The 13,550-nt window shown below is 58.3% G+C and carries 11 protein-coding genes and 1 pseudogene; 6 read left to right on the forward strand and 6 right to left on the reverse strand.

Going from position 1 to position 13,550, the window contains the following annotated elements; translation table 11 throughout:
- Positions 1-74 precede the first annotated feature (74 nt).
- Together BN2476_RS14955 and fdxA are read left to right on the forward strand one after the other, a co-directional pair.
- Positions 75-1,481 (forward strand): KamA family radical SAM protein, encoded by a 1,407-nt coding sequence (locus BN2476_RS14955; protein WP_087734954.1) that lies wholly within the window; start codon positions 75-77, stop codon positions 1,479-1,481.
- A gap of 63 nt (positions 1,482-1,544) precedes the next feature.
- Positions 1,545-1,883, forward strand: coding sequence for a ferredoxin FdxA (fdxA, locus tag BN2476_RS14960; RefSeq protein ID WP_087734955.1), 339 nt, complete (start codon positions 1,545-1,547; stop codon positions 1,881-1,883).
- Positions 1,884-1,966: 83 nt separating this feature from the next.
- On the opposite strand, the pseudogene BN2476_RS14965 reads toward fdxA, so the two are convergent.
- Both BN2476_RS14965 and BN2476_RS14970 read right to left on the reverse strand, forming a co-directional pair.
- Positions 1,967-2,104: pseudogene (locus tag BN2476_RS14965) on the reverse strand (DUF1330 domain-containing protein); the annotation flags it as partial.
- 80 nt (positions 2,105-2,184) lie between these two features.
- Positions 2,185-3,063, reverse strand: a complete 879-nt coding sequence (locus tag BN2476_RS14970; RefSeq protein ID WP_218274520.1) for a LysR substrate-binding domain-containing protein — start codon at positions 3,061-3,063, stop codon at positions 2,185-2,187.
- Between the two features lie 322 nt (positions 3,064-3,385).
- On the opposite strand from BN2476_RS14970, the gene BN2476_RS14975 reads away from it, so the two are divergent.
- Complete coding sequence (locus BN2476_RS14975; protein WP_087734957.1) at positions 3,386-4,645, forward strand: aromatic ring-hydroxylating oxygenase subunit alpha; 1,260 nt, start codon at positions 3,386-3,388, stop codon at positions 4,643-4,645.
- Between the two features lie 82 nt (positions 4,646-4,727).
- Here BN2476_RS14975 and BN2476_RS14980 read toward each other — a convergent pair whose 3' ends face one another.
- Positions 4,728-5,702, reverse strand: a complete 975-nt coding sequence (locus BN2476_RS14980; protein ID WP_087735123.1) for an Ldh family oxidoreductase — start codon at positions 5,700-5,702, stop codon at positions 4,728-4,730.
- A 113-nt stretch (positions 5,703-5,815) separates the two neighbouring features.
- Positions 5,816-6,868 carry a proline racemase family protein gene (locus tag BN2476_RS14985; RefSeq protein WP_087734958.1) on the reverse strand — a complete coding sequence of 351 codons (1,053 nt, stop codon included), beginning with the start codon at positions 6,866-6,868 and terminating at the stop codon, positions 5,816-5,818.
- A 365-nt stretch (positions 6,869-7,233) separates the two neighbouring features.
- Here BN2476_RS14985 and BN2476_RS14990 point away from each other — a divergent pair, with 365 nt between their 5' ends.
- The gene (locus BN2476_RS14990; RefSeq protein WP_087735124.1) at positions 7,234-7,821 is read left to right on the forward strand and encodes a dimethylsulfonioproprionate lyase family protein; all 588 of its coding nucleotides are present in this window, start codon (positions 7,234-7,236) and stop codon (positions 7,819-7,821) included.
- A 189-nt stretch (positions 7,822-8,010) separates the two neighbouring features.
- On the opposite strand, the gene BN2476_RS14995 is transcribed toward BN2476_RS14990, so the two are convergent.
- Positions 8,011-9,087 carry an ABC transporter substrate-binding protein gene (locus BN2476_RS14995; RefSeq protein ID WP_087734959.1) on the reverse strand — a complete coding sequence of 359 codons (1,077 nt, stop codon included), beginning with the start codon at positions 9,085-9,087 and terminating at the stop codon, positions 8,011-8,013.
- 799 nt (positions 9,088-9,886) lie between these two features.
- Here BN2476_RS14995 and betI point away from each other — a divergent pair.
- Positions 9,887-10,558, forward strand: a complete 672-nt coding sequence (gene betI, locus BN2476_RS15000) for a transcriptional regulator BetI (protein WP_087734960.1) — start codon at positions 9,887-9,889, stop codon at positions 10,556-10,558.
- Positions 10,559-10,578: 20 nt separating this feature from the next.
- Here the strand turns inward: betI and BN2476_RS15005 are convergent, their stop codons facing one another.
- On the reverse strand, positions 10,579-12,249 hold the full coding sequence (locus BN2476_RS15005) for an electron transfer flavoprotein-ubiquinone oxidoreductase (RefSeq protein WP_087734961.1): 1,671 nt from the start codon (positions 12,247-12,249) through the stop codon (positions 10,579-10,581).
- A gap of 214 nt (positions 12,250-12,463) precedes the next feature.
- On the opposite strand from BN2476_RS15005, the gene BN2476_RS15010 reads away from it, so the two are divergent.
- The gene (locus BN2476_RS15010) at positions 12,464-13,483 is read left to right on the forward strand and encodes a LysR family transcriptional regulator (protein WP_160111719.1); all 1,020 of its coding nucleotides are present in this window, start codon (positions 12,464-12,466) and stop codon (positions 13,481-13,483) included.
- Positions 13,484-13,550: the final 67 nt, after the last annotated feature.

The raw sequence follows: 13,550 nt of genomic DNA on the forward strand, positions 1-13,550 counted from the left end.
ATCTGGCGCGCGCGAATATCATATTTTCTTTGCATTCCTATTTATACAACACTCCACTTTATAGAGGATGCTTCATGACTTCCGATTCACTTCCTGCCAAGTTCAAGCCTTATACCCGCCAGACGATCAGCCAGGCGCCTCAATGGCAGCTACTCCCGGAAGAACTTCGCGAAGCCGTACAGGTCGTCTCCCGTGTCATGCCGTTCCGAACCAACCAGTACGTGATGGACGAACTGATCGACTGGAACAATGTCCCCGACGATCCGATCTACCGTCTGACGTTTCCGCATCAGGACATGCTTTCTCCATCCGACTACTCGAACCTGAGAGACCTCGTACTGGTGAAGAAGGATGACGCCGCCATCGACGATGCCGTTCGTGGCATCCGGCTCGCGATGAATCCCCATCCCGCCGGTCAGATGACGCACAACGTGCCTTTTATGAACGGCCAGCCAGTGAATGGTCTGCAGCACAAATACAGGGAGACGGTCCTATTCTTTCCCAGTGCCGGGCAGACATGTCACGCGTACTGCACCTTCTGTTTCCGCTGGCCGCAGTTCGTCGGAATGGACGATCTGAAATTCGATGCGCGTGAATCGAGCGAACTGGTCGCCTATCTCAAGCTGCACCCCGAGGTTACCGACGTGCTGATCACCGGTGGCGATCCGCTCATCATGAACACTCGTTCGCTCGCGGGCTACATCGAGCCGCTGCTCGTCCCCGAGCTCGCGCATATCCAGAATATCCGTATTGGCACAAAGTCCGTAGCCTATTGGCCTCAGCGCTTCGTGACGGACAAGGATTCGGATGATCTGCTGCGGCTGTTCGAAAAGGTTGTGGCCGCCGGTAAAAACCTGGCGATCATGGGCCACTACAATCATCCGGCCGAGCTTCGAACCGCTATCGCGCAGCGGGCTGTGAAACGAATCGTATCGACGGGTGCGACGCTGCGCATGCAGGCCCCACTGATCCGCCATATCAACGAAGATCCGAAGGGCTGGGTAGAACTTTGGACGACGGGCGTACGGCTCGGCGCCATTCCCTACTACATGTTTGTCGAGCGGGATACGGGCCCGAGCCACTATTTCCAGTTGCCGCTCGCCCGCGCATACGAGATCTTCCAGTCCGCGTACAGTTCCGTATCGGGCCTGGCTCGCACGGTCCGTGGACCTTCGATGAGCGCATTTCCGGGCAAGGTCGTGATTGACGGCATCGTCGAGATCGCTGGAGAAAAGGTGTTCGCGCTGCAGTTCCTGCAAGCGCGCAAGCCCGAGTGGGTCCGTCGTCCGTTCTATGCGAAGTTCGATCCCAATGCGACGTGGCTCCATGATCTCGTGCCTGCATTCGGAGAAAAGAAGTTCTTCTTCGAAACCGAAACGGACGCACCGCACAAAACCCTGCAGCTTGTCACGAGACACACGGGCCGATATGTGCCGGGCGCGACATCAGAGACGCCGCAGCCACTCGCGATCGAAGCGTAACTTCGGCGCTGCGGCCCGCCTGCGCGGGTCACAGCCCGATTCAATCCACGCCCCGGAGGAGAAATGGCGTACGTTGTAACCGAGAGCTGCATCCAGTGCCGCTATACGGACTGTGTCGAAGTCTGTCCCACCGACTGCTTCCGCGAAGGGCCGAACTTTCTCGTCATCGACCCGGACGAATGCATCGATTGCGGCGTCTGCGCCCCCGAGTGCCCGGTCGATGCGATCGCCCCGGCCGAGGAGATCACGGGAGGCGAGCAGCACGCTTTCATCGAACTCAACGCCTCGCTCGCCAAAGAATGGCCAGCGATCACGACCCGGCAACCCCCGCTACCAGCCGCCGACGAGTGGAAGGACGTGCGATCCAAGTTGTCGCATCTCACACGCGACACGGTAATTTAACCGTCACGTTGCGTTTGCCGCGCCCGCGCCTTCGTCGTATCACGATGCCGACGAAGGCGCGAGCCGTCCTGATTCAAACGCATCTAGCTCAATTCACCCTGCAGAGCCGGCAACTCCCGTTTCGACGCCTGTAACGCAAACGTCGCTGCCTCCTGACAGGCACGGTCAGCGTCGCACGCCTTCGCCTGTTCATAGGATGGAAATTCGACAGCTACCACACTTGATTTTTTCTCGCCGCATTACTTCAGGTTATTGCAGTCGTGCCGTACTCGCGCGGTCGTCCAGTGCTATGTGTAGCCAGTCAGATCGGAGACGGATCTTCATTCAGCCATTCGATGAGTCCGGTGATGGATGATGTGATCGATCTGCCGTGCGGCACCACGACGTAATACCCGTCCCGCATCTTGCATGTAGCCGTCTCCAGTCTCACCAACTCGCCTGATACCAGGAGATCATGGACCAGCCGCCCCCAGCCGAGCGCAATGCCCTGGCCGTACCGGGCTGCCTGCACTGCGTCGGTGTAAATGCTGCACCGGAGCGCATAGTTGAGCTTTGGTGGGCGGTGTCCAACAGACGCGAACCACTCATCCCATCCCATCCATCCCTCGGATGTCGAGTCGGATTCGACCAGCGGAAGTTGCGCCAGCTCTTCAAGGGACCGAGGCGCCGCGTTTTCCCGCAGCCAGCGCGGCGAACATACGGGGAAGACCTCTTCATCGAAGAGCAACGTCGATGAACCGTCTCTCCACGTGCCATCACCAAACCTGACGGCTACATCCACCTCGTTATGCCGTAGATCAGCGGTGAACATCTGGGTCGTCAACCGGAGCTTCAACCGAGGCTGTAGCTTCTTCAGATTCGCCAGGCGCGGCAGAAGACGAAGCTGAGAGAAGGCGGCGGTGGACGCAAGAACCAGTTCCTGCTGCTCTATCCCTGTAGACAGGCGATCGAAGACACCCGCAATCTTCTGCATCGACTCGGCGACGACGAGGTAAAGCGATTCCCCTTCGACGGTGAGCGATATCGACCGATGCAACCGGTGAAAGAGCTTTACGTCGAGCGTCTCTTCAAGGAACCTGACCTGCCGGCTCACTGCGGCTTGACTCACCCCGAGTTCCGCTGCTGCATTTGTAAAGCTCGACAGACGCGCAACCGCCTCGAATTCGACGAGCGCCGTCATTGACGGAATGATCCGTCGATATCCCTTGGGGCCTCTTGTAATTTTCATCTCACTCTCTCTACCTGAGTAATGAAGTGCAATCAACCCTCGGACCCATTGCGAGAATGGCGGAGTTCTCCCCACAGCGAATCAGATGACCGGCGCCGGTGAAGCCGCCGCCAGTCGCAAGTGCCCGCAGCCTGGCGAACGCAAAGGTTCGCATAACATGGAGTAATACCGGCAGCACAATAAAGGCCGTTGACGCTCCAAATTTGCACTTCAATACTGGCATTGCGGCTTCACGCCTTCGCCCGCTGAAATACAACGTGACTGGAGCAAAAAAGTGTCTGTCATCCCCATCAAAACCCATCGTGAACTGCTCGACAGCCGGGTGCCCGGCTGCGGATTCCCCGGCGAAATTTTCAGCCGTCAGGACGTCTTCGAAAACGATCAGGATGTCTTCTTCAACAAGCTCTGGATTCTTGTCGGCGTCACGGCCGACGTACCCGAACCCGGTGACGTGTCGACCGTCGAGATCGGCAAAGCATCGATTATGATCGTTCGCGACGACGACGAAAACATCCGAACGTACCGGAACGTCTGCCGCCATCGCGGATCGCGCATCATGAAGGAGCCCGGAAAGACGAGCGTGGGCATGCTGGTCTGTCCTTATCATCAATGGACCTACGACCTCGATGGCAGCCTGAGGCACACGTCGCATATGGGCACGGATTTCGACGCGAAATGCCGGAGCCTGATCCCAGTTCAAACGAAAGTGGTCGGCGCGCATATCTTCGTTTGTCTGTCCGACGAACCCCCGGCCGACATCGCGAAGCTGGAAGAAGTCATGACACCCCGCTTCGCGCCGCATCAGATGCAGCGCACGAAGATCGCTTTCGAATCCGAGCTCATCGAGAACGGCAACTGGAAGCTGGTGATGGAAAACAATCGCGAGTGCTACCACTGCGAAGGAACTCACCCCGAGTTGACCAACTCGTTCCTCCCGGAAGATTTCGGCTTTTGTCCGGATGGTCTCGGAGAGGAAGCGATGGCTTCGTATCACGCCTACGTGGCGCGCAACGCGGCAAACAAGGAGAACTGGGAAAGCGAAGGCTACATCTGCTCGATCTTCGAGTCGCTCGACGAAAGCGTGCATACGAACTTCCGCACCCAGCGTCTCGTGATCGCGGGAAGCAACGAATCGCAAACCATGAGCACCAAGGTGGCGTGCACGAAGCTCATGGGAGACCTCACGCGCCGCGATCTCGGTGACGTTCATATGTGGGGGCACAATTCGTGGACCCATGTGATGAGTGACCATTCGATTGTCGCTTTCATTCTTCCGATCGCACCGGACAAGACGCTCGTTCGCACGAAATGGCTCGTTCACGAAGACGCCGTGGAGGGCGTCGATTACGACGTGAAGACTCTCACTGAAGTGTGGCTCGCAACCAACCAGCAGGATGCCGACCTTGTGCAAGGCACTCACAGTGGCACGCAAGATCCTGCTTACGTCCCCGGACCCTACTCGAAGTACACGGAGGCAGCACTCGACCAGTTCTGCCGGTGGTATGACGCGAAACTGAAGGAACAAGGCATCTGACCGCCTGCCGGCGTCAGGTCGGGCAGCACCTGACGCCGGCCGATCGCCCTGTGGCGCAACGGCTACCGGGCGCCCGTCATATCTACGTGGTGGCGCGCCCAAACGAACGCACCTTCTCCATGACGTCGTCGGCGACGTCGATCTCATGCACCTTGATGTGACTACCTGGAATGCGGACACCCGCTTGCGCCAGTCTGTCGATCTGCGCGGAGAGGCGAGCTTCGAAACCTTCCGCAAAGACGTCTGCCTTCAAGGCCACGAGGAAAAGCCCGACGCCAGGCGTCTCGCTTCCTTGCGCGTAATGAGGCGCGTCCATTGACCAGTTGGCCCCGGTCAAGCCAGCCGCAAGAATCTCCATCATCATCGCGATGTTGGCTCCCCGGGCGCCACCAAATGCCAGCAATAGGCCCTTGATGGCCGCTTTCGCGTCGGTGGTCGGCTCGCCATGCTCATCCACCGCCCAGCCCTCGGGTAGGGTCTCTCCGGCTTCGGCAGCCCTTCGGACATTGACGAACGCAGTGGCACTCGACGCCTGATCGATGACAAGAGGCCGACCGTTCGCCACTGGCGCAGCGAAAGAAACGGGATTGGTGCCGTAGACAGCCTTTCCACTTTCCAGCGTGGTCATCTGGGCTGTTGCATTGCAAGTTCCCACAGCAACAAGACCTGCTTCCGCGAGTCGCCGCGTGTAGTAGCCAAGCTCACCGACCGTGAAGCTGTTGGATACCGCGAGCACGACGACGCCGTATGTGTTCGCTCTTTCAACGACCTCATCAAAAACGCGATCGTATGCGAACTGTGCGATTCCGCGCTGCGCGTCGACCCGCACGGCCGCCTGGGCCGGAAACGTCACTTGCGGCTCGGCATTCACAGCAATTCTGCCCTTCACGAAGCCGTCCAGATAGTCCGGAAGGTGAGCAAAGCCAACCGCCTTGCTACCGGCAAGCTCTGCCGATATCACAGCCTCGGTGAGCGAATGAGCGATCGCCTCATTTGCTCCGGACGTCGTGATCGCCTCGTATGCTATCCGCCGCGCGACTTCACTGTCGTATTTCATAGTCTCATCACCCAAGTGCAAACAGTGGACGAGCCGAGCCGTCTCACTGCACTCGCATCGCCCACATGCATGCGGACGCCCACCAATAGACGGTCCATCATGACCGCCGTGCGTCAGGCCCAGATGTCGCCCATCGTGAAGCCGTTCACGAAGGGATCGTCAGGGTCAAGCACATACGTGTTGTAGCCATAGATCCACGAACGGCCGGAGATCGTTGGCACGACGGCCTCGAAGTCACCGATCTTCGCTTGCTCGACGAGGTTTCCCGTGAACACGGTTCCCAACACGCCCTCGTGCCGGAAAGGCTGGTTCAGATCCAGCTGGCCTTTCGCATGAAGCGTGGCCATCTTCGCAGATGTGCCCGTTCCGCATGGGCAGCGGTCGATAGCGCCCGTCCATGTTGCCGGGTTATCAAAGTCGATCTCCCCGCTTGCAACCGTGACAGCGTTCTTCCAGTCTGCATTCGGATTGCCGGTCGGACCAGACAGTTGCGCGATCGTGATGCCGTATCCAGGATAGTGCGGATGTGCGACGGGCAACTGCTCCTGGGCCGCCTTGAGGATCAGTGCAGAGACTCTGGTGATCTCACGACCGTGCTCCGGCTTGAGCTCGAGCCCCTTGAACTGGCGAACGTCGGCAATGACGTAGAACATGCCGCCCCAACCCACATCCACGGTGACCTTACCGAGATGCGGCACGTCGATGACCTTCTCGATGTGGGCCGCAAATGCGGGCACGTTCCGGAACGTAACCGACGTGACCTTTCCGTTGCTGCACTCGGCCCTGATACCGATCAAACCTGCCGGCGCTTCCAGTTGAAACTCAGTGACCGGCTCCTGCATCGGAATCATCCCGGTTTCCAGAAGCACGGTTGCAACCGAGATCGTGTTGCCGCCGCTCATCACCGGATACTCGACCTGCTCCATGATGATGTAGCCCGCTGCCGCATCCGGATGTTTCGCCGGCACCACCAGATTGCAGCACAGCGGCGGATAGCCGCGCGGTTCCCGCAGCATCAGCATGCGGATCTGGTCATCGTTTTCTTCGAGCCACTTCATCTGCTCATAGACGGTGTTGCCCGGAATATGGGGAACGCCGCCCGTAATCACGCGCATCGGCTCACCGGAGTGAGTCTCGACGGCGTGGAAAGTGCGTTTGAATGTCATGATCTTCTCGATTCGTACATCGTTGCCAATAGTGATGTTCCCCGGCGTCGCGCGAAGTGCCGCCGCGTGCAGTGGAAGCGCCGCCGCCCGTCAGTCGTGCCAGATACCCACCCGGCCCGTTCTGGTTATGCCCGGGCACTGCAGCGTTCCGCGGCACGTCCGATCGGGTTTCCCGGATCAGGTCTCCACCCACCAATCCGAGATTCAACATACTCCGATCAAACAGGCGCTCCGCCAGATTTGGCCCGTGTTGTATTGATCATAAGCGCGGCTTAGGTAACGGGCAGAACCGATGCCGCGGATCATCATCGGACTCGCCACATTTCGCCGTTGGCTATTGCACTGCCTTAAATCACGAGGTAATGATGACAACCCGCCCCGCCGTTGTGAACGAATTCATCCATGTCGCTCGACAGCACTTCGCGTCACAACTTCTTCCCGTCGAGGCCCGCAAGATGGCCGAAGCGGTATTCGCAAGACTGGAGGTCCCGTCGGACGACGGACAGAGGTTGGGTACACGCTATCCGGCCTGTGAATGGCTCGACGCATCGCTAATGACGCTTTCTGGAGATGCGAGATTCAGTGACATTGCAAAGGCACTCAAGTCGGTTGAGCCGCTTCTCGGGTGGCGCCGAAGAGCGTCCGGTGCCAACGGTAGTCAAGATTACGTCGAACGACACGCGAATGGCTTCGTTTGCGGGCCTGGCGGAGCCGAAAGCCGAAGTGATGTGCAGCTTGGCATCACGATCATGCTTCCCAATACCCGCTATCCGGATCACAGTCACCCGCCACAGGAGGCATACGTACTGCTGAGTCCTGGCGAGTTCCGGCAGGGCGATGGTGAATGGATCGATCCCGGTCCAGGCGGCGGCATCTACAACACGCCAAACTTGCTGCACGCGATGCGCTCCCGTACATCGCCATTTCTCGCGCTGTGGTGCCTTCTTGTCTGAACTGTCACACACGACGGAAGCATTGGCGCCGCTCGCGAAACTTGTGCAACGACAGTTGAACGCAAAGAGCGCCGCAGACTGCCTGCGACGCTCCCGCAACCGGGATCAGGAAAGCGCCACGCTCAACTGCACTCATCGCAAACGGGTGGGCGACCTCTCCGAAATGAGCGCGCCCTCCCGCGTGATCAGTTACTTGGTGCCGAGCCACACTGCGAACTTCTGATTCAGGTCGTCGGAATGGTCTGCCCAGAAGGCTACGTCGACGTCGACTGCTGTCTTCTCGTTTGCCGGGTTGGTCGGCAGATACGGGCTGACTGAGGGATCGACCATGGAGATCGACGATTTGCGCATCGGTCCCAATGCAGTTGCAGAACCGAGCTTCGCGAGCTGTTCCGTCGATGTTGAGAAGTTAAGAAAGTCCTGAGCGGCCTTCAGGTTCTTGGTGCCCTTCACGACCGCGAGGCCCTCGATGTTCTTCACTTCACCATCCCACACGAACCCGAACGGCTTCTTGTCCTGAGCAATGGCGGTCCAGATGCGGTTGCAGTAAGCGCTCGTCATCGAGACCTCGCGGTCGGCCAGGAGCTGGGGCGGCTGGGCGCCCGCCTCCCACCAGACGATCGAGGATTTGATCGTATCCAGTTTCTTGAACGCGCGGTTGACGCCCGCCGGTGTAGCCAGCACCTTGTACACGTCGGCCGGCTTTACGCCATCAGCGAGCAGCGCCCATTCAAGAGCCGCTTCGGGCGATTTCCGCAGGCCCCGCTTGCCGGGAAATTTCTTCAGGTCGAAGAAATCCGCAACGGTCTTCGGCTCGCCGTTCTTGAAGGCTTCCTTGTTATAGGTGATGACAGTCGACCACGCTACGTTGCCAACCATGCAGTCCGTGACGCCGCCGGGCAGGAAATCCGACTTCGCAGGCGTTCCGTTTTTGGCGGCAGGCAGCGCGGCGACATTGACTTTTTCCAGCAGCCCTTCATCGCACGCCCGGATAGCATCGGCCATCTGGATGTCGACTACGTCCCAGGTCACGTTGTTGGTTTGGACCTGGCTGCGAATCTGCGCGATGCCGCCGTTGTAGACGTCACTCTTCACGTTGGTGCCCACCTTCGCAGCAAATGGCTTCACTGCCGTTGCGATCTGGGCGTCCTGATATGAGCCGCCCCAACTCGCAAATACGAGATCAGCAGCGCTAGCAGTGACACTCACAGCCGCCGTCGCGACCAGCAACGCAACCTTCGCTGAATGCTTGATTTCCAGTTTCATGCTTTTGTCCTTCCTATTGACGTCTAGTGGCACGGTGAAGCCAATCGTCGCGGTTAAAAAAAGAAAAACACTCCTGATGTGGACTGCCAACTTCGAACTGTTACCTCGTCGTATCGCAAAGCAGAAAGAACCTGGCGTCACGACGACGGACATCCTTTGCCGCCGCCGTTTGTCTGAGCATCAGCTCAAGCTGGATTCTCATTTCTGCCCTCGCTTACTAATAAGGTCTACTACTTATTGCGTTGTGTCCCGTGGCACTAGCGCGTCGGCGGACTTTGCAACATCAGCGGCTCTCCGCCCGAAGCTGCAAACATTTTCACGTTAGGTGTCGGTGGGCTTCGACTACGCACCACGGGGATCAATGCCCGATCGCGGCGCCCGAAAGCTGAACTACCGATCAGCCCAAACCGCATTTAATCAACAGTATTAGTCAGCCTTAAGCTGAACATCCGTTCAATAACAACAACGTGAAGATCACTATATACGCGATTTTTCGATGTCAAAAATAATTTTTCAACGCAGTTCACCCAGAAATGATCGGTTTTCGATAGAAACGCGGGTATTCACCTACGCCACAGCCGTCAATACTATGAACAACCGTTCAACATCATCGCTTTCTCACACCAGCAAACAATGAACATTTGTTCAGTTAAATAGCCAGAAAAAAACAGTTCGCGAACGAGGCTGCCAACGCTTCGCGGCAGATTGAGCGAATCAGGTCCTAATGGACGTTCGGGGTAAACTGGCGCACTTACGCGGTTCGCCTGGACGGCGGATGCACAGAACAGACGAGGGAGCCATGCAAACAACGACGACGACGGCAGCCGCTGCGAAGGATGACCGGAAGCAAGATCCGGGTCCCTACGAGGGAATGCGGCTGAGGCTTATCGATGCGACGCTGGCGGTCGTCGGTGATGTCGGTCTCGAGAATTTGACAATCCGACGGGTCAGCGAACATGCAAACGTGTCGGTCGGCCTTGTTCACCATCACTTTGAAAACAAGAAGAGCCTCGTCTACAAAACGTTCGAACATATGATTCGCAGGGTGCGTGATCAGTTGACGAGTGGCCGGCGGGGCATCGAAGATCCCGTCGAGCGGATGAAGTTCACGGCAGACTTGTGCTTCAGTGATGAGGTGATGAGCCCAGGTGCAGCCAACGTTTGGCCGCACATGTGGAGTTCGTCGGCTCACGATCCGGAAGTGCAGCGACTTTGCGCCGCATTTTCGAAGCGCTTGCGATCCAACTTCATCTTCGATCTGCAGCAGGCTGGGTGCGATCACGCGATGGCAAGAATCCACGCCATTCAAGCGCTTGCGCTCGTTCACGGGCTCTGGATCGAGCATCGCGTCGCAGCGAGCGTGACACTCAGCGAGGTCATCGGCATCTTTCACGGAATGATCGACGACGCGACCAGACAGATCTGGAAGATGAACATGTCCAAAGCAGCGACGTCAACTCCCCTCAGTTGAATGCGTACAGTTCGCGCCGTCTACATGTTGGGGTAGTTGGGGCCGCCTCCTCCCTCTGGCGTGACCCACACGATGTTCTGCGTCGGATCTTTGATATCACAGGTTTTGCAATGCACGCAGTTCTGCGCATTGATCTGTAGGCGGGGCCCGTCATCGCCAGAAACAAATTCATAGACCCCAGTTGGACAGAAGCGTGCTTCGGGGCCCGCATAGGTTTGCAGGTTCACATCGACAGGCACTGACGGGTCTTTCAACGTCAGATGCGCGGGCTGGTTCTCTTCGTGATCGGTGTTCGAGATGAACACCGACGAGAGCCGGTCGAATGTGAGCTTGCCATCAGGTTTCGGATACTCGATCGGCTTGCACTGAGATGCGTGCTTCAGCGTCTCGTGATCCCAGTGCTGGTGACGAAGCGTCCACGGCACGTTGCCGCCCAGCAGCTTCTGTTCGATGCCCACCATCAGCGTGCCGAGGTACAGGCCCTTGCTCATCCACTGCTTGAAATTGCGCGCCCGGTACAGCTCGGTGTGCAGCCACGAGGTCTTGAACGACTCGGGATACGCGGCGAGTTCATCTGACTGACGGCCCGCCTGCACCGCATCGAACGCGGCATCGGCGGCCAGCATGCCCGTCTTGATCGCCGCGTGCGAGCCCTTGATACGCGAGGCGTTCAGGAAGCCCGCGTCGTCGCCGACCAAGGCGCCGCCCGGAAACACGAGTTTCGGCAGCGACATCAGCCCGCCGGCCGTGATCGCGCGTGCGCCATACGACACACGCTTGCCGCCTTCGAGGAACTTGCGGATTTCCGGATGCGTCTTGTAGCGCTGAAACTCTTCGAACGGTGACAGGTACGGGTTCGAATAGCCGAGACCGACCACAAAACCCACCATCACCTGATTGTTGTCAATGTGGTAGAGGAACGAGCCGCCGTAGGTCTGCGCATCGAGCGGCCAGCCGGCCGTGTGAATCACAAGGCCCGGCTTGTGCTTCGACGGATCGATTTCCCACAGTTCCTTGATGCCGATGCCATAGACCTGCGGATCGGCGCCGTCGCGCAGCCTGAACTTGTCCGACAGCTGACGGCCAAGATGCCCGCGCGCGCCTTCGCAGAACAGCGTGTACTTCGCGTGCAGTTCCATGCCAAGCTGGAAGTTTTCCGTCGGCTCGCCGTCCTTGCCGATCCCCAGGTTGCCGGTCGCCACGCCCTTCACGGAGCCGTCGTCGTTGTACAGCACTTCCGCCGCTGCGAAACCCGGGAAGATCTCGACGCCCAGCGCTTCGGCCTGCTGACCCAGCCAGCGCGTGACATTGGCCAGGCTGATCACGTAGTTGCCGTGATTCTTGAAATTGTCCGGCAGCGCCCAGTTCGGGACGGCTTTCGCGGCAGTTTCGGAAAGGAACAGGAAGCGGTCTTCCGTCACTTCGACGTCCAGAGGCGCGCCTTTTTCCTTCCAGTCCGGAATCAGTTCATTCAATGCGCGCGGGTCCATCACCGCGCCCGAGAGGATATGCGCCCCGATTTCCGAGCCCTTTTCGAGCACGCAGACACCAATATCGACGCCTTTTTCCGCCGCGCGCTGCTTCAGACGAATAGCCGCCGACAGACCCGCCGGTCCGCCGCCGACGATCACCACGTCATATTCCATTGCTTCTCGCGGACCGAATTGCTCGAGCAGACTTTGCGCGTCCATATTCAAAAAATACTTGTGAGCATAGGGAGACGGACATGACATCGCCCGCACCAAGGTTCTGATCGCCTATCGACGATCAACCGAGGCGGATCGTAGAACAGACGAATTTGCCAGACGGAACACATAACGGCCGCTTATGCTAGTTTCAAGAATTGTTTGGATTAGCTCGGCCCGGTCAGTCTCGCGGCACCATTCACCCAAGATGGAGGTGGATATGCGAACTGAGACCGTTGGAGTGGACCTCCATGCACTTCAGGCATTCGTGGCAGTCTGCGAAACGCGATCCATGACACAGGCCGCAAAGGTTCTGGGTGTCACGCAGAGCGCAGTCAGTCAATTGATCGCATCCCTGGAGCGAGAACAGGGGGTCGCGCTATTCGACAGGGAGTGTCGGCCAGTCAGGCCAAACGCTGCCGGCAAGATCCTGTTCTCGAGTGCGACGGGACTCCTTGAACACGCTCACGCAGTCGCATCGCATGTGCGGTCAACTGCAAGCAATCAAGCCCGAAGCCTGAGAATTGGTTGCGTCGAATCGTTCGCCGCGATCTTCGCGCCGCGCCTGGTCCAGTTGTTAGGTCCACAAGTCAGCGATCTGACGATTTCGTCGGGCTCCACTCAGACGCTCAGTGCCAGACTGTCTGCTGGTGAGCTGGAACTGGCTATATGCAGCGACGCGGTTGCGGACATAGAAAAGACTGAAGCACGGCCCCTGTTATCCGAGCAGTTCGTAGCAGTTGCCCCGAAGAAATTCGCGGATCATCGTGAGCTCGAACAGATCGTGCGCGAACTCCCTCTTCTACGCTACAGCGCCGGCTCGCGAGTGGGAGCGCAGATTGAGCGCTTCATGCGCCAGATAGGCCTGTTCGCGCCGAAGCGATATGAACTCGACAGCACGGAAGCACTCCTGAGTCTCGTCGACGCCGGGTTCGGCTGCGCGATCACCACTCCGCTATGCCTCTATCGGTATCGCGCACTACTCGGGAGCACAACGGTGATCCCATTGCCCAACATGCGGCCCGGTCATCGCGACATGTTCATTCTGACCCGGCGCTCCGAATGGTCGACCATAGCCGAAACCGTCTCGCGTGAAGCCCTTTCAATTGCCCGGGACACCATCACACCGACTCTTCAGCGAACATTCCCGGAAGCTGCGTCGTCGGTTTTCGAGTTCTTTTACTGCGCCAATCTGGATACCTTGGGAAGTCGAAACATCCAGGATTTTGCGTTGGGGTAAGTCATCCTGGTCGTCCGCAGATGCAACATTCCACTAAGTCCGCCCTCGCGACGCTTAAATTGAAAAT

It is taken from the genome of Paraburkholderia piptadeniae (assembly GCF_900007165.1).
GTDB classification, from domain to species: Bacteria; Pseudomonadota; Gammaproteobacteria; order Burkholderiales; family Burkholderiaceae; genus Paraburkholderia; species Paraburkholderia piptadeniae.